This window comes from Methylobacterium sp. (genome assembly GCF_019750675.1).
Taxonomy (GTDB): Bacteria; Pseudomonadota; Alphaproteobacteria; order Rhizobiales; family Beijerinckiaceae; genus Methylobacterium.
In genome coordinates this window covers 1-20669 of record NZ_JAIEOF010000220.1, presented here as the reverse complement: position 1 = coordinate 20669, position 20669 = coordinate 1, and the positions used below count along the sequence as shown (strand labels likewise).

At 68.0% G+C, this 20669-nt stretch carries 13 protein-coding genes; 2 read left to right on the top strand and 11 right to left on the bottom strand.

The genetic code is table 11. The features are described 5' to 3' along the window. From K2X24_RS11745 to K2X24_RS11735, 3 genes are all read right to left on the bottom strand, one after another. The coding region (locus K2X24_RS11745; protein ID WP_292498120.1) for a glycosyltransferase at window positions 1–717 on the bottom strand (717 nt) is incomplete at its 3' end. Then, complete coding sequence (locus K2X24_RS11740; RefSeq protein ID WP_292498117.1) at window positions 714–1817, bottom strand: glycosyltransferase family 2 protein; 1104 nt, start codon at window positions 1815–1817, stop codon at window positions 714–716. The genes K2X24_RS11740 and K2X24_RS11745, both read right to left, overlap by 4 nt. After that, window positions 1810–2892, bottom strand: a complete 1083-nt coding sequence (locus K2X24_RS11735) for a glycosyltransferase family 4 protein (RefSeq protein WP_292498115.1) — start codon at window positions 2890–2892, stop codon at window positions 1810–1812. Before K2X24_RS11735 ends, K2X24_RS11740 begins: the two co-directional genes overlap by 8 nt. A 1171-nt stretch (window positions 2893–4063) precedes the next feature. Here K2X24_RS11735 and K2X24_RS11730 point away from each other — a divergent pair. Next, window positions 4064–5029 carry an HD domain-containing phosphohydrolase gene (locus tag K2X24_RS11730; RefSeq protein WP_366934485.1) on the top strand — a complete coding sequence of 322 codons (966 nt, stop codon included), beginning with the start codon at window positions 4064–4066 and terminating at the stop codon, window positions 5027–5029. A 63-nt stretch (window positions 5030–5092) separates the two neighbouring features. Here K2X24_RS11730 and K2X24_RS11725 read toward each other — a convergent pair whose 3' ends face one another. The 5 genes from K2X24_RS11725 to gltB all read right to left on the bottom strand — a co-directional run bounded on the left by K2X24_RS11725 (window position 5093) and on the right by gltB (window position 15735). Beyond that, a complete protein-coding gene (locus K2X24_RS11725) occupies window positions 5093–6475 on the bottom strand; it encodes a class II 3-deoxy-7-phosphoheptulonate synthase (protein WP_292498112.1) in 1383 nt (460 codons plus the stop codon). 201 nt (window positions 6476–6676) lie between these two features. Further along, window positions 6677–6997, bottom strand: coding sequence for an RNA polymerase sigma factor region1.1 domain-containing protein (locus K2X24_RS11720; RefSeq protein WP_292498109.1), 321 nt, complete (start codon window positions 6995–6997; stop codon window positions 6677–6679). A 64-nt stretch (window positions 6998–7061) separates the two neighbouring features. Then, complete coding sequence (locus tag K2X24_RS11715) at window positions 7062–9365, bottom strand: FdhF/YdeP family oxidoreductase (RefSeq protein ID WP_292498124.1); 2304 nt, start codon at window positions 9363–9365, stop codon at window positions 7062–7064. 115 nt (window positions 9366–9480) lie between these two features. After that, a complete protein-coding gene (locus tag K2X24_RS11710) occupies window positions 9481–10911 on the bottom strand; it encodes a glutamate synthase subunit beta (RefSeq protein ID WP_292498107.1) in 1431 nt (476 codons plus the stop codon). A gap of 126 nt (window positions 10912–11037) precedes the next feature. Next, a complete protein-coding gene (gltB, locus tag K2X24_RS11705) occupies window positions 11038–15735 on the bottom strand; it encodes a glutamate synthase large subunit (RefSeq protein ID WP_292498122.1) in 4698 nt (1565 codons plus the stop codon). A gap of 641 nt (window positions 15736–16376) precedes the next feature. On the opposite strand from gltB, the gene K2X24_RS11700 reads away from it, so the two are divergent. Continuing rightward, on the top strand, window positions 16377–17306 hold the full coding sequence (locus K2X24_RS11700) for a hypothetical protein (protein WP_292498104.1): 930 nt from the start codon (window positions 16377–16379) through the stop codon (window positions 17304–17306). A gap of 80 nt (window positions 17307–17386) precedes the next feature. Here the strand turns inward: K2X24_RS11700 and K2X24_RS11695 are convergent, their stop codons facing one another. From K2X24_RS11695 to fdhF, 3 genes are all read right to left on the bottom strand, one after another. Further along, the gene (locus tag K2X24_RS11695) at window positions 17387–17677 is read right to left on the bottom strand and encodes a formate dehydrogenase subunit delta (protein ID WP_292498103.1); all 291 of its coding nucleotides are present in this window, start codon (window positions 17675–17677) and stop codon (window positions 17387–17389) included. Window positions 17678–17720: 43 nt separating this feature from the next. Further along, window positions 17721–18590, bottom strand: a complete 870-nt coding sequence (gene fdhD / locus K2X24_RS11690; protein ID WP_292498100.1) for a formate dehydrogenase accessory sulfurtransferase FdhD — start codon at window positions 18588–18590, stop codon at window positions 17721–17723. After that, on the bottom strand, window positions 18577–20669 hold a 2093-nt coding region (fdhF, locus tag K2X24_RS11685), incomplete at its 5' end, for a formate dehydrogenase subunit alpha (protein WP_292498098.1). The genes fdhD and fdhF, both read right to left, overlap by 14 nt.

Below are 20669 nucleotides of genomic sequence, written 5' to 3'. Positions count from 1 at the left end.
GACCCATCCGTGCAGGTGGAGATTCGCTGGCCGCTCCCCGCCCGCGTTCTCAACGGGTCCGAGCACGTGCCAGGACCGGTCCGGGACCGCCCGGGCCGCCTCAGCCAGATCCGTCAGGCGTCCGCCCTCGCCGCCGCGTCCGTAGATCACCAGGATCGAGCCGTCCTCCGGCGTCGGCGGCATCCGTTCGGGAGCCGGTAGGCCGGCATAGAGGGTCTTGGCCCGAACCCAATCCGGCGTCCCGGCCGCTTCGAGTTCGGGGGGAAAGAAGGCCAGAACCGCCTCCGCGCTGCGGAACGCTTCGCAATGGGGCGTATCGGTGCGGTTGCCCGACAGGCGCACCGTCAGGGTCGGTACCGACATCAGGCGGGCGAACAGGGTGATCTCCACCGAGACGTCGACGACGATCAGCGCCGGATCGGCTTCCACGATCCAGGCCGCGAGGCGGCCCATGCGCGCGCGGATGTTGTCCGCCCCGACCGGGGCGTAATGCAGCGCCTCGGGCCGCTCGGACGCATCGTCGAGGCCGTCGAAACGTTCGCTCAGGCGGTCGTCAGGCAGATCGAGAAGAGCGCCGGAGGCATCGCGTGTGTCGATGTCCGCCAGGGTCCCGATCAGCGTCACCGGGCGGTCGAGGGCCGCGGCGATGCGGTTGGCGCGCTGCCAATGGCCGGCGCCCTGGTGGTGGACGTAGTAGCCGATCGGCCGCCGCTTCATGCGACGCGCGCCATCCGGGGCCGGCCGAGCAGCGCATGGAGTCCGTCCAGGGCCTCGTCCAGGGGGACCGGGACCGCCTCGGGAATGCCCTCGCCGACCCGCGCCTCCACGCGCTCGACCAGCGCGATGGCATTCGGGCAGGCGGCCGGCGCGATGGCGGCGATGTCGGCCGGCGCGAGACAGAGGGCCGCCAGGCCCGCTTCCGGCCCCTCGGGATGATCGTAGGCGGCGGCCACGGCGCGGCGGCGCTCGATCAGCGCGCGCCAATGCTCGGCCGGAGGCAGGCAGTAGGCTTCCGCACCGGCGGCCACGCGGGCGCGGCGGCTCATCTCCGTGGCCATGCCGCCCTGGACGCGGCCGATGCCACGGTCGGAAACCGCGATCGAGACCTGCGGGCAATGGCGCACCCGGCCACCATGCGCCCGCACCCGTGAGACCAGGGCGTTGTCCTCGCCGCACGGGATGGCGGGCAGACCGCCCACCGCACGGTAGAGGTCCGCTCGCAGGCACAGGCTCGCTGCGACGTGGTCGCCGTGGCGCGGCGCCGGATCGTGGGCCGGGGGATCGAGCCGATCCTCCAGCGCGCGGACCGATGACCAGTATTCCTCGATCCGCAGGTGCAGCGTGCGCAGGGCCGAGTCCTGCGTCTGTGCATCCGCCTGGAGCAAGAGCCGTCCACCGACGATCTCGGCGTTGCGCAGCGCACGCAGGTTGGCCCGTACCCAGTCGGGCGGCGCGACCGCGTCCGCGTCGGTGCTGAGAAGGACAGCGTCCGTGACGCCGTCCCCCGAGAGCCACGCGGCACCCTCGTCGAGGGAGCGCCGGCGCGCGGTCCCGACATGGGCCTCTGGCGCCGGGATGGCGGCCTCGATCACCCGGAGATCCAGACCCAGGGTGCCGCCGTCGCGCACCATGCCGGCGAGCACCTCGACCGTCGCGTCGGTGCAGTTGTTGGCGAGCACGAGGACCCGCAGGCGGGTGCCGTCGTCGTTCCCGACCTGCGCGGCGAGGGAGCGGATCAGACGCGGCAGCGTCTCGACCTCGTTGCGGGCGGGCACGCAGACGACGGCCCGCCCGAAGGACAGGTCCGGCTCACGCATTGCTGACACGGGCCGCGATGGCCGCGCGGGCGGCGCGCTTCAACTCGATCTCGTAGAGATCCTCGTAGCGGTCCGTCATGGTGCTCGCGTCGAAGAGGTGCTCGGCCCGCCGCCGGCAATCGGCCCGGTTGAGGTGGATGGCGCGGGTCACGGCCCGCCCGAGATCGGCCACGTCGTCAGCCTCCGCCAGCACGCCGGAGGACGCATCCAGGATGTCGGGAATGGCGCCGCGCCGGAAGGCGGCGACGGGCGTTCCGCAAGCCAGGAACTCGGCCAGCACGAGGCCGAAGGGCTCCTCCCAGCGGGGCGTGCACAGGGCGACATGCGCCTCGCCGACCCGCCGGGCGAGATCGTCATGACCGAGATGCCCGAGATAGGTGATGTCGTCGCCGAGGCGGGGCGCGATCTCGCTGTCCCAGTAGGCCGGGTTCGAGCGTGGCCCGGCGAACTTGAGGGGCAGCCCGGCCGCGCGGGCGGCGTCGATGGCGAGGTGCGGCCCCTTCTCCGGCACGAGGCGACCCATCCAGATCGCGTGGGGGGCGCCCACCGGCCGCGCGGAATACGCGAAGGCGTCGAGATCGATGCCGTTGCCGATGACCTGCGGCTCGCCGATCAGGTCACGCCACTCCCGCGCCAGGGACGGCGACACGGCCGCGAAGGTCATGTCACGGGCCCGGGCCCGGACGCCCCGCACAAAGGGCTCGAAGGGAGGCGTATGCAGCGCGGTCACCATCGGCACCGCGAGTTCACCGGCCCGGAGCAGCGGCAGGTAGTGCAGGCTGTTGTTGTGCACGAAGTCGTAGCCGCCGGCGGCGACCGCATCCATGATCCGCACATAGGCCGCGTGCTCGGCGGCATCGATCCGAGCCTCCGAGACGTCGTCGAAGGCGCAGCCGGTGGGGGCGCAGACCGGAACCAGATCGAAGGTCCCGCCGGAGCCCTCCGAGGCGTAGAGCGTGACCGTGTGGCCTCGGGCCTGAAGTGCGGATGCGAGCAGATGCGTGTGCATCTCCAACCCTCCCGAAAACGGTTGAGCGATCGGGAACTTGAGATGCGCGATGATGGCGATCTTCACGGGATACGGATCACGGACGTTCGAGAAGGGGGAGGCGCCGGGCACTTGGAGACCCGGCGGCGAGCGCCGATGCTAGGGAACATCGACGCATTCAAGAGGCCATCTCAATCCACAACGTAACGTGAACAGATGCGTGGCTCCCGGCTCTTGGTGTACCACGAACCAAGCGGCGCCACGACGAGAAACGAAGTGTGCAACGTGTTCCCTGCGGTCAGACCCACGCGGTGCGCCGCCCTCGTTTTCGTATCGACCCCGACTGGGCGCACGCGCCGTTCCTCATGATTTCCGAGGGGACGATAGCGCTCGACCTGGCAGGCTTTCGCCATCACGCCGGCGGGGAATGACGATGTGGGGAATCTCATCTGGTAAATGATGAGCGCGTCTCGACGAGACAACCGGCCAATCATCCGGCCCGACGGGCTGCAGGCTCACCGCGAATTTCCGACGGATCAAACCTGATTTCCCGTTGGCCTCGCGGTCCCCGACCTCGGCGGCACGATTGCGCCGACTGCCGTTCGAAGCAGGATGGGTCGACGAGCGAGCCGGCTTAGATCGGCACCCGGTTGCTCGGCGCCAGGGGGAAGCCTCGTGATATTGCGGGCGCGCGGGACAAGATGGTTCCGGGTCGGAAAGCTTACGCAATCAATGTTGCAAGGCAAAAAGTCGGAAAGGCGACGACTTCTCGAAATATCACGAATTGGTGATTGGGCTGTAATTAATCGAGCTCAAGAATGATCCATCATCTCATGCGAGGCTTCGCGACGAAAATTTATTGGGAATTTCTAAATGAGGTGTTTTTAATAGGATTAATGGATTAAATCTTATATTTTTACAAATTATACAAATAGTTATTGCCCTATTTACCGTATTATATCATTTACGGCCTATCGATCGGGTCGTGTGAGTTTTTGCCGCTCTATCTGTATTGAATTAATAGATATTTTTATTGTTACTGATCTGCATTCAACCACTGGTCGACTATTGTCGGGCGTTCATCGAATAGGCCTTCGATGATTGGTCTCGATAAACGACTTGTTTTCGATTGAGGCGTAGGTATCGCGTGGGGAGGTACCGTGGCTTCATGCAACAGAGCGCCATCTTTCTGCTGACGGACCGACCGGATCGAAGCGCCGCGCTGGAAACGTTAATCAGGACGATCGGACCCTGCGAGGTGTTCGCGAACGGCGAGGACCGGGCCGTCCACGCTGCGCCCCGCGCCGTCGTCTCCGATCTGACCCTGAGCCGACGCGAGGCCGTGACGCGCGTACGTGCGCTCGTGCCGCACGGCAGGGCCGCCACGATTCCGCTCCTCTGCTTGCTGCGCTCGACCTCCGACCAGGACCTGCGTCTCGCGCGCGATCTCGGCGCGACCGTCTGCTTCCCGGCCTACACGGCGCCGCACATCGTCGTCCAGGCGCTCCTCGATCAGATCACCCCGCCGGAGGCCGACGCGGTGGCCGAGCCCGTACTTCGCGGCATCTCACAAGCGACCGAGGTCCTCACCGGCCTGTTCGACGGTGTTCGCGACGGCGGCACGATCGACCTGCCGAGCGTCGATGCGGGGCTCGACCCCATCCTGTCCGCCGTGCGCGAGGGTGGCTTGACGCGATGGCTGGAGACGGTCTGGACCCACGACGACGCGACCTACCAGCATTGCCTGCTGGTGGCCGGCGTGGCGGCGCAGTTCGTGCTGCATCTCGGCTTTCGCGCCGAGGATCGTGAGCACTTCGTGCGCGCCGCCCTGCTGCATGATGTCGGCAAGGCGCGCATCCCCCGCGAGATCCTGAACAAGCCGGGGCGGCTCGACGCGGACGAAACCGCGATCATGCGGCGTCACCCGGTGATCGGGTACGACATCCTGAAGGAAAGCGGCTGTGATGCCGCCACCCTCGGCGCCGTCCGCCACCATCACGAGATGCTGGATGGCTCTGGCTATCCGGACGGGCTCGTCGGCGCAGACATCAGCGACACCGTTCGGCTGCTGACGATCTGCGACATTTACGCGGCGCTGACCGAGCGCCGCTCCTACAAGCCCCCGATGCCGGCCCGGGACGCCATCGCGATCCTGGAAGGCATGACCGGCAAGCTCGAGATGGGACTGGTCCGCCATTTTGGCGACGCGATGATCGCCGCCTGATACCCGCGCGATCGCTGGGCGCATCGAATCGGTGCCGTGGCACCGACCCGATGCGCCCGGATCTTACTCGGCGGCGTCGAGGCGCGGCCGCTCGATCGCGGTGCGCTCGCGCTTGACGAGTTCGGCGGTGAGGAACGCCACTTCGAGGGCCTGCTCCGCGTTGAGCCGGGGATCGCAGTAGGTGTGGTAGCGGTCCTGCAGGTCCTCCGCCGTCAGCGCCCGGGCGCCGCCAGTGCACTCGGTGACGTCCTTGCCGGTCATCTCCAGGTGGATGCCGCCCGCGACCGTACCCTCGGCGCGATGGACGCCGAAGAATCCCTCGATCTCCTGCATCACGCGCTCGAAGGGCCGGGTCTTGTAGCCACCGGCCGAGATCGTGTTGCCGTGCATGGGATCGCAGACCCAGACCACGTTGCGTCCCTCGCGCTCCACCGCACGGATCAGCCCCGGCAGGTGGTCGCCCACCTTCTCGGCGCCGAATCGGCAGATCAGCGTCAGCCGCCCGGCCTCGTTGGCCGGGTTGAGCTGGTCCACGAGCCGGATCAGGCCCTCGGCGGTCATGGACGGCCCGCACTTGAGGCCGATCGGGTTCTTGATCCCGCGGGCATATTCCACGTGGGCGTGGTCCGGCTGCCGCGTGCGGTCGCCGATCCACAGCATGTGGCCCGAGGTGGCGTACCAGTCGCCGCTCGTCGAATCGACGCGCGTCAGCGCCTCCTCGTAGCCGAGCAGCAGGGCCTCGTGGCTCGTATAGAAATCCGTCGTCCGGACTTCCTGGTGCGTCTCCGGGTTGATGCCGATGGCGCGCATGAAGTCGAGCGTCTCGGTCATCCGCTCGGCACAGTCGGCGTAACGCGAGGATTGCGGCGAATCCTTCACGAAGCCGAGCATCCAGCGATGCGAGTTCTCCAGGTTGGCGTAGCCGCCGGTGGCGAAGGCGCGCAGGAGGTTGAGCGTCGCCGCCGACTGGCGGTACGCCTCGAGCTGACGGCGCGGGTCGGGCACCCGCGCTTCCTCCGTGAAGGTCAGCCCGTTGACGATGTCGCCGCGGTAGCTCGGCAGCGTCACGCCCCCGATCGATTCGGTGGGCGAGGAGCGCGGCTTGGCGAACTGCCCGGCGATGCGGCCGACCTTCACCACGGGCGAACCGCCCGCGAAGGTGAGGACGAGCGCCATCTGCAGGAACACGCGGAAGAAATCGCGAATGTTGTCGGCCGAATGCTCGTCGAAGCTTTCGGCGCAGTCTCCGCCCTGCAGGAGGAAGGCGTCGCCGGTGGAGACGCGGGCCAGCGCCGACTTCAGCTTGCGCGCCTCACCTGCAAAAACCAGCGGCGGAAAGCTCGCGAGTTGCGATTCGACCGATTCCAGGGCGGCGGCATCCGGATAGGCGGGCACCTGCTGAATCGGCAGGTTTCGCCAGGTCTTCGGTGTCCAACGCTCGGCCATAATCGTCTCCGTTCCGCCTTTCGGTCGGCTCCGCGCAGGCGGAAGGCCCCACGGAGAAGGGCGGCTTATAGAGCGGTTCTTTGGCGGATGCGAGAGAGGGCCGGAAGCTGACAGGCATTCGCGCGACGCTCGGCAAGCCACCTTGGATGGATCGACCGGCGATCCTAACCCCACATACTTCGAAGTCTCGCGCGAATGCGCTCAGTCTCCGGCGGGATCCCCGTCCTCGATGGCGATGCCATGCTCGGAGAGGATCCAGAAGATCGCCTCCAGGTCCTCGGCGGTCACGTCACGCGGGGGCAGCGCCTCCTCCAGGTCCTCGTAGGTCAGGCGACGCTGCCGCTGCGCCTCGGCTTTGGCCAGGAGTACGTCCACCACCAGCCGCATGTCGTCGGGCAGCCCGTCGTGGCTCGGGCTCCGGTCGTTCGAGACCGGATGCAGCGCTTGCGCGAGCATCCGGTCGATGATGGTCTGGCGGCGCTCATGGGCGTCGCGGTCATGGGCGTCGTCGGAGCGTTCCATGCCCCGATTATGGGTCGGTGGCGCCGGCCGTCGAGGGGACCGGCTCCGGAAAACCGCGCCGGCGTCAATCGGCGACGGCGATCGGCTTCCCCTTCCGGATCCGCACCGGGATCGCCTTGGCGGCCGGCGTCATCGCCTGCGCGTCGTAATGCCAGAGCGGAATCAAGGCGTTGAGTTCGGGGTAATAGCCGCCGACATTGCCCTCGGGGATGCTGTACCGGATCACCCGCAGGCCGCTGACCTCCCGCACGAATTCGTCGTCGGCCTCGGCGGAGAGATCTACCATCTCGCCATCGGCGAGTCCGAGCCGCTCCAGGTCGTTGGCGTTCATGAACAGCACCATCCGTGTGCCTTTCACGCCGCGGAAGCGGTCGTCGTAGCCGTAGACGGTGGTGTTGAACTGGTCGTTGGAGCGCAGGGTGATCAGGTCGAGCACGTCGCGGCGATTGCTGCGCATGTCCGGGTCCGCCTCCAGCCCGCCCGGGACGGTGAAGTTGGCTTTGCCGGTCTCCGTATCCCACTTGCGGTCGCGGGCCGCGAGGGGCTTGTGCAGGCCGCCGGGCTGGAACATCCGGCCGTTGAGATCGTGGAACACGTCCGGATACGTCGCCTCGATCGCGTCGCGGACACGGGCGTAGTCCCCGACCCAGCCGTCCCAATCCACCTTCGGGTTCGGCGGCAGCAGGGCCTTGGCCATCTCGGCGACGATCCAGGGCTCCGAGCGCACCCCGTCGCTGACGGGCTTGGTCTGGCCACGCGAGCCGTGGAAGCAGGAGGTCGAATCCTCCATCGAGACCGCCTGAGGTCCGCTCGCCTGCACGTCGACCTCGATGCGGCCGAGGCAAGGCAGGATGTAGGAGACCGCACCATGCACGAGATGCGAGCGGTTGAGCTTGGTCGAGATCTGCACAGAGAGACGCAAGGCGCGCCAAGCCTCCTCCATGCGAACCGTATCGGGCACGGCCCGGACGAAGTTGCCACCGAGACCGATGAACGCCTTCACATCGCCGGAGATGATGCCCTCGCAGGCCTCGACGGTGTTGCGGCCCTTCTCTCGCGGCGGCTCGAAACCGTAGAGTTCCTTCAGCCTGTCCAGGGGCGCCAGTTCCGGCTTCTCCGTGATGCCGACGGTGCGCTGGCCCTGCACGTTGGAATGCCCGCGCACGGGGCAGAGACCGGCCCCGGGGCGGCCGACATTGCCGCGCAGCAGCATGAGGTTGACGAGCATCTGCACGCCCTCGGTGCCGCGGCGGTGCTGCGTGAGGCCCATGCCGTAGACGGCGATCACCGAGCGGGCGCGCCCGTAGACGGTCGCGGCCGCTTCCAGCGCTTCGCGGGTCAGCCCCGAGCGCGCCTCGATCTCCGCCCAGCCCTGGGAATCGCAGAAGGCGACGAACTCCCGGAAGCCGTGCGTGTGCTCCGCGATGAAATCGACGTCGAGGATGCGCGGGCGCCCGACCTCCATGGCCTCGCGGTCGGCGGCGATCAGGACCTTGCACATCCCGGTGATCGCCGCGAGGTCGCCGCCCGCCTTGACCTGATGGTATTGCGTCGAGATCTCGGTCGAGGTCCGCGTCAGCATCTCGGTCGGCGATTGCGGATTGGTGAAGCGCTCGAGGCCGCGCTCCCGCAGCGGGTTGAAGGTGATGATCGGAACGCGCCGCTTCCGTGCCTCCTGCAGGGGGTGGAGCATGCGGGGGGCGTTCGAGCCGACGTTCTGGCCGAAGAACAGGATCAGATCCGTGGACTCGAAGTCTTCCAGGATCGTGGTGCCGACCGGCGACCCGATCGAGGATTTGAGGCCGACCGAGGTCGGCTCGTGGCACATGTTCGAGGAATCGGGCAGGTTGTTGGTGCCGTGCATGCGCGCCATCAGCGCGTACATGTACGAAGTCTCGAGGGACGCACGGCCCGACGTGTAGTAGACCACCGCATTCGGATCGAGGGCGCGCAACTCGCGGCCGATCTCGGCGAACGCGGCCGCCCACGTCACCGGCAGATAGCGATCGCTTCCCGGGTCGTAGCGGAGCGGGTGGGTCAACCGCCCCTTCTCTTCGAGGGCGTAGTCCGTCCAGGTGAGAAGTTCGGTCACCGAATGGCGGGCGAAGAAATCCGGCCCGACCCGCTTGGCGGTCTGCTCCCAGACGGTCGCCTTGGCGCCGTTCTCGCAATATTCGAAGGTATTGGGTTTGGCCGGCTTCGACCAGGCGCAGGACGTGCACATGAAGCCGTCGGGCTTGTTCTGCTTCAACAGCAGGGCCGCGCCCGAGACCGGGATCTGCTCTCGCGTCAGGATCTCGGCCAGGGAGCCCGCCGAACCCCAGCCCCCCGCCGGGCCCTCATAGGGTTCGATCTTGGGTTCGGCCATCGGCTTGGTCATGCGCGGGTCCAGACATGGTTCGTGTCAGGACGGCAATCATGTATGGGGCCGGCGTGTTCCGGACTGCGACCGCGCGACAGGCGCAGTCCGGTGGGACGTCGCCTCAGCGCGGCAGGATGCTGGCGCCCATCAACGCCTCGTCGATGGAGCGCGCCGCCTGACGACCCTCGCGGATGGCCCAGACCACGAGGGACTGGCCCCGACGCATATCGCCGGCCGCGTAGATCTTCTCGTTCGAGGTCCGGTAGTCGAGCTCGTTGGCCGTGACGTTGCCGCGCTTGTCCATGGTGACACCGGACTCTTCCAGGAGCCCCTTGCGCACCGAACCCGCAAACCCGATCGCCAGGAACACGAGGTCGGCCGGCAGGACGAACTCGCCGCCGGGGATCGGCTGGCGCTTCTCGTCGACGCGGGTGCAGACCACGCCGGTCAGCTTGCCCTTCTTGCCCTCCAGGCGAAGGGTCGCCGCCTGGAACTCGCGCTCGGCACCCTCGGCTTGGCTCGACGAGGTCCGCATCTTGGTCGGCCAGTACGGCCAGACCGAGAGCTTGTCCTCGCGCTCCGGCGGGCGCGGGCGGATGTCGAGCTGCGTCACCGACAGGGCGCCCTGGCGGAACGAGGTCCCGACGCAATCCGAGGCGGTGTCGCCGCCGCCGATCACCACCACGTTCTTGGCGGTGGCCAGGATCGGCGCCTCGCCGTTGCCCGGCATCGGCTCGGCGCCGACCCGACGGTTCGACTGCACGAGGAACGGCATGGCGTAATGCACGCCGGCGAGATCCTGGCCGGGCAACTGCGGGTTGCGCGGGTCCTCGGCGCCGCCCGCGAACAGCACCGCGTCGAACTCGGCGGTGAGTTCATCGAGCGGCTTGGTCACGCCGACATTGACGCCGTAGTGAAAGCGCACGCCCTCGGCTTCCATCTGCTTCACGCGCCGGTCGATGTGGCGCTTCTCCATCTTGAAGTCGGGGATGCCGTAGCGAAGCAGTCCCCCGGCCTTCGGCTCGCGCTCGAATACGTGGACCTCGTGGCCGACGCGGGCGAGCTGCTGCGCGGCAGCCAGGCCCGCCGGACCAGAGCCGATCACCGCGACCTTCTTGCCGGTCTTGTGGTCGGCCGGCTCGGGCTTGACCCAGCCGTTGTTCCAGGCGCGATCCGCGATGGCCTGCTCGATGGTCTTGATCGCCACCGGCTGATTCTCGAGATTCAGCGTGCAGGCCTCCTCGCAGGGCGCGGGGCAGATGCGGCCGGTGAATTCCGGGAAGTTGTTGGTGGAGTGCAGGTTGCGCGCGGCCTCCTGCCAGTCCGACTGGTAGACGAGTTCGTTCCAGTCCGGGATCTGGTTGTGGACCGGGCAGCCGGTGTCGCCGTGGCAGAACGGGATGCCGCAATCCATGCAGCGGGCCGCCTGCTTCTTCAGGTCATGCTCGTCGAGCGGCAGCGTGAACTCGCGGAAGTGCCGCACGCGATCGGCGGCAAGCTGATACTTTTGCTCCTGCCTGTCGAATTCGAGGAAGCCCGTGACCTTGCCCATCGTCTGATCGTCTTTCGCGAGTCTGTCTGATCCGTCGCGCGGATGGCGGCCGGATCGGCCTGTTCCGCTCTCGTCCACCGGACCGGCATCTTCGCCGGTCCGCCACTTCCGTCAGTGTCGCAGGCTCTATTCCGCCGCCACCGGCATCCGCGCCATCTCCATCTCGCGCAGGGCCCGGCGGTACTCCACCGGCATCACCTTGACGAACTTGGTGCGGTAGCCGGCCCAGTCGTCCAGGATCGCCTTGGCACGCGGGGAACCCGTGTACTTCAGGTGATTGGTAATGAGCTGGGACAGGCGCTCCTCGTCGTGGCCCGACATGTCGGCCAGGATGTCGACTCGGCCCTTCGTTTCCAGGTCGCCGTCCTGGTGGAAGCGACGCATCAGATCGTCCTCTTCCTCGACGGGTTCGAGATCGACCATCGAGAGGTTGCAGCGGGCCGAGAACGAGCCGTCCTCGTCGAGCACGTAGGCGATGCCGCCCGACATGCCGGCCGCGAAGTTGCGTCCGGTCTCGCCGATCGACACGACGACGCCGCCTGTCATGTACTCGCAGCCATGGTCGCCCATGCCCTCGACCACCGCGATGGCGCCGGAGTTGCGGACCGCGAAGCGCTCGCCGGCGGAACCACGGATGTAGGCCTCGCCCGCGATCGCCCCGTACAGCACGGTGTTGCCGGCCATGATCGTGTGCGAACCGGGAGCCTTGAGGGCGTCGGACGGGCGGATGATCAGCTTGCCGCCCGAGAGACCCTTGCCGACGTAGTCGTTGGCATGGCCCGTGAGCGCCAGGGTGACGCCGGCCGCCAGCCAGGCGCCGAAGCTCTGGCCGGCGGTGCCCGACAGTTCGACCCGGATGGTGTCGTCGGGCAGACCCTCGTGGCCGTAGCGCTTGGCCACGGCCCCGGACAGCATGGCGCCCGCCGTGCGGTCCGAGTTCCGGATCACGTCCTGCAGCACGACCGGGTCGCCGCCATCGAGGGCCGACTGCGCACCGGCGATCAGGCGGCGGTCGAGGACCGTGTCGATCGGGTGCTTCTGCTTCTCGGTGTGGCGGATCGCGACGTGCTCGGGCACCTCCGGACGGTGGAACAGCTTCGAGAAGTCGAGGCCGCGCGCCTTCCAGTGGTTGATGACCTCCAACGTGTCGAGGAAGTCGGCCCGGCCGATGAGGTCCTCGAGCTTGGTGAAGCCCATGGACGCCATCAGCTCGCGCAGCTCCTCGGCCACGAAGAAGAAGTAGTTGATCACGTGCTCGGGCGTGCCCTTGAAGCGCTTGCGCAAGACGGGGTCCTGCGTCGCCACACCCACCGGGCAGGTGTTCAGGTGGCACTTGCGCATCATGATGCAGCCGGCCGCGATCAGTGGCGCGGTGGAGAAGCCGAACTGATCGGCCCCGAGAAGGGCCGCGATCAACACGTCGCGGCCGGTACGAATGCCGCCATCGGCCTGGAGCACGACGCGCCCGCGCAGGTGGCTGAGCACCAGGGTCTGCTGGGTCTCGGCCAGACCCGTCTCCCAGGGACCGCCCGCGTGCTTGATCGAGGTCAGCGGCGCGGCACCCGTGCCGCCGTCGAACCCTGAGATCGTGATGTGGTCGGCGCGTGCCTTGGCCACACCCGTCGCCACCGTGCCGACACCGACCTCGGAAACGAGCTTCACCGAGACGTCGGCTTCGGGATTCACGTTCTTCAGGTCGAAGATCAGCTGAGCCAGATCCTCGATCGAGTAGATGTCGTGATGCGGCGGTGGCGAGATCAGACCGACGCCCGGGGTGGCGTAGCGGACCTTGGCGATCTTGGCGTCGACCTTGTGGCCGGGCAGCTGGCCGCCCTCGCCGGGCTTGGCGCCCTGCGCGACCTTGATCTGCATCATGTCGGAATTGACGAGATATTCCGTCGTCACGCCGAAGCGGCCGGACGCCACCTGCTTGATGGCCGAGCGGCGCGAGCGCCCGTCCGCCATCGGCTTGAAGCGCTCGACCTCCTCGCCGCCCTCACCCGAGTTCGAACGGCCTCCGAACGAGTTGACCGCGATGGCCAGCGTCTCGTGCGCTTCCTTCGAGATGGAGCCGTAGGACATGGCGCCCGTGGCGAAGCGCTTGACGATGTCGGCCGCCGGCTCGACGGACTCGATGTCCACCGGTGCCCGGCCGAGTTCGGCCGCCTGCTTGATGCGGAACAGGCCCCGGATCGTCTTGAGGTGGTTCTCCTGCTCGTTCACCAGGCGCGCGTATTCGCGGTAGCGGTCGGGCAGGCCGAGGCGAACCGCGTGCTGCAGCGTCGCCACCGAATCCGGCGTCCAGGTGTGGCTCTCGCCGCGCAGGCGGTAGGCGTACTCGCCACCCACGTCGAGGGCGGTCCGGTAGATCGGCGCGTCGCCGAAGGCGTCGGCGTGGCGCCGCGCGGTCTCCTGCGCGACCTCGGCCATGCCGATGCCCTCGATGGTCGTGGCCGTGCCGAAGAAGTCGCGCGCCACGAAGGACGAGTTCAGGCCGATCGCGTCGAAGATCTGCGCGCCGCAATAGGACTGATAGGTCGAGATGCCCATCTTGGACATGACCTTGAGCAGGCCCTTATCGATCGACTTGATGTAGCGGTAGACGATCTCGTCCGGCGTCAGGTCCGGCGGGAACTCGTCCTTCATCGCGATGAGGGTCTCGAAGGCGAGGTAGGGGTTGATCGCCTCGGCGCCGTAGCCGGCCAGGCACGCGAAGTGATGCACCTCGCGCGGCTCGCCCGACTCCACCACGAGACCGACCGAGGTGCGCAGGCCCTTGCGGATCAGGTAGTTGTGCACGGCGGCGGTCGCCAGCAGCGCCGGGATCGCGATGCGATCCGGGCCGACGCCGCGGTCCGACAGGATGATGATGTTGTAGCCGCCGCGCACCGCGACCTCGGCCCGGTCGCAGAGACGGTCGACCGCGCCCTCCATGGCCGCGGCACCCGTCTCGGCCGGGAAGGTCATGTCCAGGGTCTTGGTGTCGAAGCGGTCCTCGAAGTGGGAGATCGAGCGGATCTTCTCCAGATCGCCGTTTGTCAGGATCGGCTGACGGACTTCGAGGCGCTTCTTGCGCGACGCCCCCTCCATGTCGAGCAGGTTCGGGCGCGGCCCGATGAACGAGACGAGGCTCATCACGGCCTCCTCGCGGATCGGGTCGATCGGCGGGTTCGTGACCTGCGCGAAGTTCTGCTTGAAGTAGGAATACAGCGACTTCGGCTTGTCCGAGAGCGCCGAGAGCGGCGTGTCGGTGCCCATGGAGCCCACCGCCTCCTGGCCGGTGACGGCCATCGGCGCCATCAGCAGCTTGAGGTCTTCCTGGCTGTAGCCGAAGGCCTGCTGGCGATCGAGGAGCGACACGTCCGAGCGCGAGGCGCGCGGGATCACGGGCTTCAGGTCTTCCAGCACGATCTGGGTGTTCTTGACCCACTCGGCATAGGGGTGGGCTGCGGCAAGCTCGCTCTTGATCTCCTCGTCGGAGACGATCCGCCCCTTCTCGAGATCGATGAGCAGCATGCGGCCCGGCTGGAGGCGCCAGGACTCGACGATCTTCTCGTCGGGGATCGGCAGCACGCCCATCTCGGAGGCCAGCACCACGAGGCCGTCCTCGGTGACGAGGTAGCGCGCCGGGCGCAGTCCGTTGCGGTCGAGGGTCGCGCCGATCTGGCGCCCGTCGGTGAAGCAGACGGCGGCCGGGCCGTCCCACGGCTCCATCAGGGCGGCGTGGTACTCGTAGAAGGCGCGGCGCTCCTCGCTCATCAGCGGATTGCCGGCCCAGGCCTCGGGGATGAGCATCATCATCGCGTGGGCGAGCGAGTAGCCGCCCTGCACGAGGAACTCGAGGGCGTTGTCGAAGCAGGCGGTGTCGGACTGGCCCTCGTAGGAGATCGGCCAGAGCTTCGAGATGTCGTTGCCGAACAGCTCGGAGTCGACGCTCGCCTGGCGGGCGGCCATCCAATTGACGTTGCCCCGCAGGGTGTTGATCTCGCCGTTATGCGCGACCATCCGGTAGGGGTGCGACAGGCGCCAGGTCGGGAAGGTGTTGGTGGCGAAGCGCTGGTGAACCAGGGCCAGCCCCGAAACGAAGCGCTCGTCCTGCAGGTCGCGATAATATTCGCCGAGCTGGTCGACCAGGACCATGCCCTTGTAGACTATGGTCCGGGTCGAGAGGGAGACCGGGTAGTAGGTGCCCGTGCGCTCGTCCTTGAGACCGTAGACCTTGTTCGAGATGACCTTGCGGGCGGTGAACAGGCGGCGCTCGAAAGCGTCCTCGTCCGCCACGGTGGCGGGGCGACCGATGAAGATCTGCCGATGGCAGGGCTCGGTTTCCTTGACCATCACCCCGAGGTCGCTCGGATCGACCGGCACGTCGCGCCAGCCGAGGAAGGGCAGGCCCTCGTCGGCGAGCGCTTTCTCGACGATCTCCTCGACGAGGCGGCGAGCCTCGGCGTCCTTCGGCATGAAGAACTGGCCGACGCCGTAATGGCCCGGCTCCGGCAGGGTGATGCCGAGGGCCTCGCACTCCGCTTTGAAGAAGGCGTGCGGGATCTGAACGAGGATGCCGCAGCCGTCGCCCATCTTCGGATCGGCGCCGACGGCGCCGCGATGGTCGAGGTTCTTCAGGATCTGGAGACCCTGTTGGACGATGGCGTGGGTGCGGCGGTCGTGCATGTCGGCAACGAAGCCGACGCCGCAGGCGTCGCTCTCGCGGGCCGGGTCGTAGAGGCCCTGGGCTTTGGGCAGAGCCGCGTCGCGCACGATCAGCGGCGCGGTGCCGTCGCGGGTGGCGGGAACCGACGCCTGGAGCGCCCCGAACTCAGACAATGCGACCACGTCCACCATCCTTCGCCTCCGACCTGCCCGCATGCGAGCATGTTTCATGCCCAGGGGCCAAGGGGCCACCGGGTTTCGCGTCTCTCGACAGCGTCGGCTCTAAGCGGGTTCTTCGGTCAGAAGCGCCCGCTCCTCGCGGGCTCGACGCCGGCTTGGGTTCAAGCCGTGCGGGCCCGGATCGCCATAATGGCAACCGGCTTCGAATCTCGTTTGGTCGCCGGCAACGTCACCTGAGCGAGATCCCCACGGCCATCCGCGCAGGCGTCCTGCCGGAAATGGGACAGCCTTGCTGTCCTACCGGCGGAAAGTGACAGATTCTAATCGCTCCAGCAAGGGTGTGCCGGGACGCACATTGCGGTTTTCCAGCACCGCGCCCCATCGAACGGACGCGACGTTGCCGCAGCCCCTCCGCGAGCACGAATCCGAGCGGTCCGTAGGCCTTTCAATTCTGCCACGTCCGGCCCGCAATCTCGCCCCATTCCCACGCTCTACCGAACTTGCCGAGCACAAGCGGCATGCGGGGTCGACACGACCCAGCGGATCGTGACCGGGGGACCCGCGCCAACAGCTGGCCCCCGGACCGAGCCCACTTTCGGAACCCGTCATCCATGGCTTTGTGTCGCAGGACGCTGATGCGCGCATTCCCGTCACGCCGTGCCTCATCCGCAGGCTCCCTGGCGCTCCTCCTCTGCCTGACGGCCCTCGGCCCCGACGCGGCGCGGGCGCAATTTGCCTACGAGCCGGACCTGTTCATGCCGCCGCGCGCCGTCGTCTGGCGCCTGAACGAGCGCGGTTTCACCGAGGTCACGCGGCCTCGGTTCGACGGTCAGGCCTACATCGTCGAAGCCTCCAACCCCTACGGCGAGCGGGTGCGGCTCTTCGTCGACGCCCGCGACGGCCGCGTTCTCGGGCGCCAGCGCCTCGACGCCCCGACCCCCGAGATGCCCGCCCGCGTCGTGCGGCGCGCGCCCGGCTACGGCTGGACCGAGGAGGACGAGGCGCCCCGCCGGCCGATCCGCGAGGCCGAGCGTATCGTCCCGCCCGCCGACATTCCGTTTCCGCAGGCTCAGCCCCGCCGTCCCCCCGCCGATTTCGCCGGACGGTCCGACCTCGCCGCGCGACCCGATCCGGTGCCGCGCGCGCCGACGCCCTCCCGGACCGAGCCGGTTGACCGAAATCCAATGGGCCTCAATCCGGACGCCCGGACGCCGGAGGCGCGCCCGAAATCCGAGACGCCCCGCAAGGTGGTGCGCCTGAATCCGCCGACGAAGCCCGCGGTCCCCTCGGCGACGCCGGAGGCTCCCAAGCTGTCCGACGTGCCCGCCGTCGCCACGCCTCCCGAGGCGAAGCCCGGGGCAGCCAGCGCCGCGGTCGCGCCGCCCCAGGCAATGACGCCGGCCACGTCCGCCACGAGCACGACGCCGGCCGCGGTGCAGCCACCGCCGGATAAGGCGGCCCAGAACTGGCGGGACGTGCCGGCGGACGCCAAGCGTCCTGTCCGGGTGATCGGCGGCGCCACGATCGTGCCCGGCACGACCGCGAAGGACGCCGACAAGGACTGAACGTCCGACGCTCGAATGGACCGAAGGCCCGCGCGGACCACCGCGCGGGCCTTCGGTGTTTCCTAGCCCGAGCCGATGGCTCAGCCGGCGTCGCTGGCGCCGGCGCCCTGCAGGTGCGGGTCGCGTGTGCCGGCACGAACGGGGCTGTCGGCCTGCGGCGTATCCTGGATAGCCCGGAGCGCGAGCGGATCGAGGCCGCTCACCGGGTTCGGGCCGTAGGCCTCGAGGGCGGCGCGCATCTTCGGCGTCCAGAAGGCCACGATGTGCTTGTGGATGCCGGCCACAGCTTCCTCTTCCGGATAGGAGCGGAAAAAGGTGGCGATCTGGTTGGCCATGCGGACCAGCTTCTCGTCGGACGTCAGGGCGCTCATGGATTCGAATATCTCTTTGGCGGGGACGGGTCTCGCGCGGGGTCTAGGCTTGCGCCGGTAGATCGAGACGTTCGCGGCCGGTGAAGACCGTCAGGGTATCCGAGCGGGCGATGGCGCAGAGCGTCATGCCGTGAAGGCGAGCCCGGTCGATGGCGAGCGAGGTCGGGGCCGAAATCGCCACCAGCACCGTGGCGCCGAGGCTCGCGGCCTTCTCGACCATCTCGAACGAGCAGCGACTGGTGATGACGACGAAGCCGTCCGCCGGGTCGGTGCCGCGCCGGATCAGGGCGCCGATCAGCTTGTCGAGGCCGTTGTGGCGTCCGACATCCTCGCGCAGCGCCACCAGGGTCCCGTCGAGGTCCGCCCAGGCCGCGGCATGGACCGCCCGGGTCTCGGCATTCAGGACCTGTGCGTCGCCCATGGCGAGCAGCGCCCGCTGAATCGCCGCGATGGTGACACGCTTCGCCCCGTGCAGGGGCGCCTCCGCCTTGGGCAGGGCGGCGAGATCGTCGATCCCGCAGACCCCGCAGCCGGTGCGGCCCGACATGGCGCGCTTGCGCGCCAGATGTTCGCGCAGACGTCCGGGCACGAGGTCGACGAGGAGGCGCATGCCCCCCTCCGCCGCGTCCGCCTCGACCGCGACCGAACGGATCTCGTCGGCCGAGGCGATGATGCCCTCAGTCAGACTGAAACCGTAGGCGAAGTCCACGAGGTCGGCCGGCGTCGTCATCATCACCGCGTAGGGCACGGTGCCGTAGACGAGGTTGACCGGCATCTCCACGGCCAGGGGGCGTGTGCCGTCCCGGGGCTGCGGATCGTCGTAGGCGACGACCAGGGTGGGGACGCGCCGGGCGGTCTCGACGGCCGCGTCGCCTGGCACTGCCGTCAGGCTGTCTTGATCATTCGGCCGCATTCAGCTGGGTCGCAATCCGGGTCAACGAGAAATCCTCCTCGAAGAACCGCGCCTGCCAGTCGGAGGGGCGGTTCGTCCGCCGGACCTGCACCGCCGTGACCTTGTACTCGGGACAGTTGGTGGCCCAATCCGAGTAGTCGGTGGTGATCACGTTGGCGCCGGTCTTGGCGTGGTGGAAGGTCGTATACACCACGCCGGGCTGCATGCGCTCGGACACGATGGCCTTCAGGGCGATGTCGCCCGAGCGGCTCTCCAGGGCGACGAGATCGCCGTCCACGATACCGCGCACCTCGGCGTCGAAGGGGTGGATCTCCAGCACGTCCTCCTCGTGCCAGCGCGAGTTTTCCGTGCGGCGGGTCTGCGCGCCGACATTGTACTGCGACAGGATGCGACCCGTGGTGAGGATGAGCGGGAAGCGCGGGCCGGTGCGCTCCTCGGTGGGCACGTATTCGGTGATCATGAACTTGCCGAGGCCCCGCACGAAGCGATCCACGTGCATCATCGGTGTGCCGCGCGGCGCGGCCTCGTTGCACGGCCACTGGATCGAACCGAGTTCGTCGAGCTTGGCGAAGCTGACGCCGGCGAAGCTCGGGGTCAGGGACGCGATCTCGTCCATGATCTCGCTCGGGTGGCTGTAGTTCATCGGGTAGCCGAGGGCGTTGGAGAGCAGCATCGTGCCCTCCCAGTCGCCCACGCCGGAGAGCGGCGGCATCACCTTGCGCACGCGGGAAATGCGGCGCTCGGCGTTGGTGAAGGTGCCGTCCTTCTCCAGGAACGATGCGCCCGGCAGGAAGACGTGGGCGTATTTCGCCGTCTCGTTCAGGAAGATGTCCTGAATGACGATGCACTCCATCGCCATCAGGCCGGCGGTGACGTGGTGCGTGTCCGGGTCGGACTGGGCGATGTCCTCGCCCTGGATGTACATGCCCTTGAAGGCGCCATCGACGGCTTCGTCCAGCATGTTCGTGATGCGCAGGCCCGGATGCTGGTCGAGGGAGACGCCCCAAAGCGATTCGAAGGTCTCGCGGGTGGCGTCGTCCGAGACGTGGCGGTAGCCCGGCAGCTCGTGCGGGAACGAGCCCATGTCGCAGGAGCCCTGGACGTTGTTCTGGCCGCGCAGCGGGTTCACGCCGGCGCCCAGCATGCCGATGTTGCCCGTGGCCATGGCGATGTTGGCCATGCCCATGACCATGGTCGAGCCCTGGCTGTGTTCGGTGACGCCGAGACCGTAATAGATGCCGGCGGCCCCGCCCTTGGCATAGAGGCGCGCGGCGGCGCGAAGCTCGGCCGGGTCGATGCCCGTGTAGGTCGCCTGCGCTTCGGGGGAGTGGCGCTCGTCGGCCACGAAGCGGGCCCAGGCCTCGAAGTCGCCGAGGTCGCAGCGCTCGCGCACGTAAGCCTCGTCGACGAGGCCTTCGGTGACAATGACGTGCGCCATCGAGTTGATGAAGGCGACGTTCGAGCCGGGCTTGAGGGGCAGGTGGTGGTCGGCCTTGATGTGGGGCGACTTCACGAGGTCGATCTTGCGCGGATCGGCGACGATGAGCTTGGCGCCCTCCCGCAGGCGCTTCTTCATGCGCGAGGCAAAGACCGGGTGGCCGTCGGTGGGGTTGGCGCCGATGACCAGGATCACGTCGGAATGCGCCACGGAGGCGAAGTCCTGCGTGCCGGCCGAGGTGCCGAGCGTCGACATCAGGCCGTAGCCGGTGGGCGAGTGGCAGACGCGGGCACAGGTGTCGACGTTGTTGTTGCCGAAGGCCGCACGTACCAGCTTTTGGACGAGGTACGCCTCCTCGTTGGTGCAGCGGGACGAGGTGATGCCGCCGACCGAATCCTTGCCGTACTTGGCCTGGATGCGCTTGAACTCGGATGCGGCGCGATCGATCGCGACCTCCCACGAGACCTCCTGCCAGGGGTCCGTGATCTTGTCGCGGATCATCGGCTTGGTGATGCGGTCCTTGTGGGTGGCGTAGCCGTAAGCGAAGCGGCCCTTCACGCAGCTATGGCCCTCGTTCGCCTTGCCGCCCTTGTAGGGCACCATGCGGACGATGCGGGTGCCCTGCATCTCGGCCTTGAACG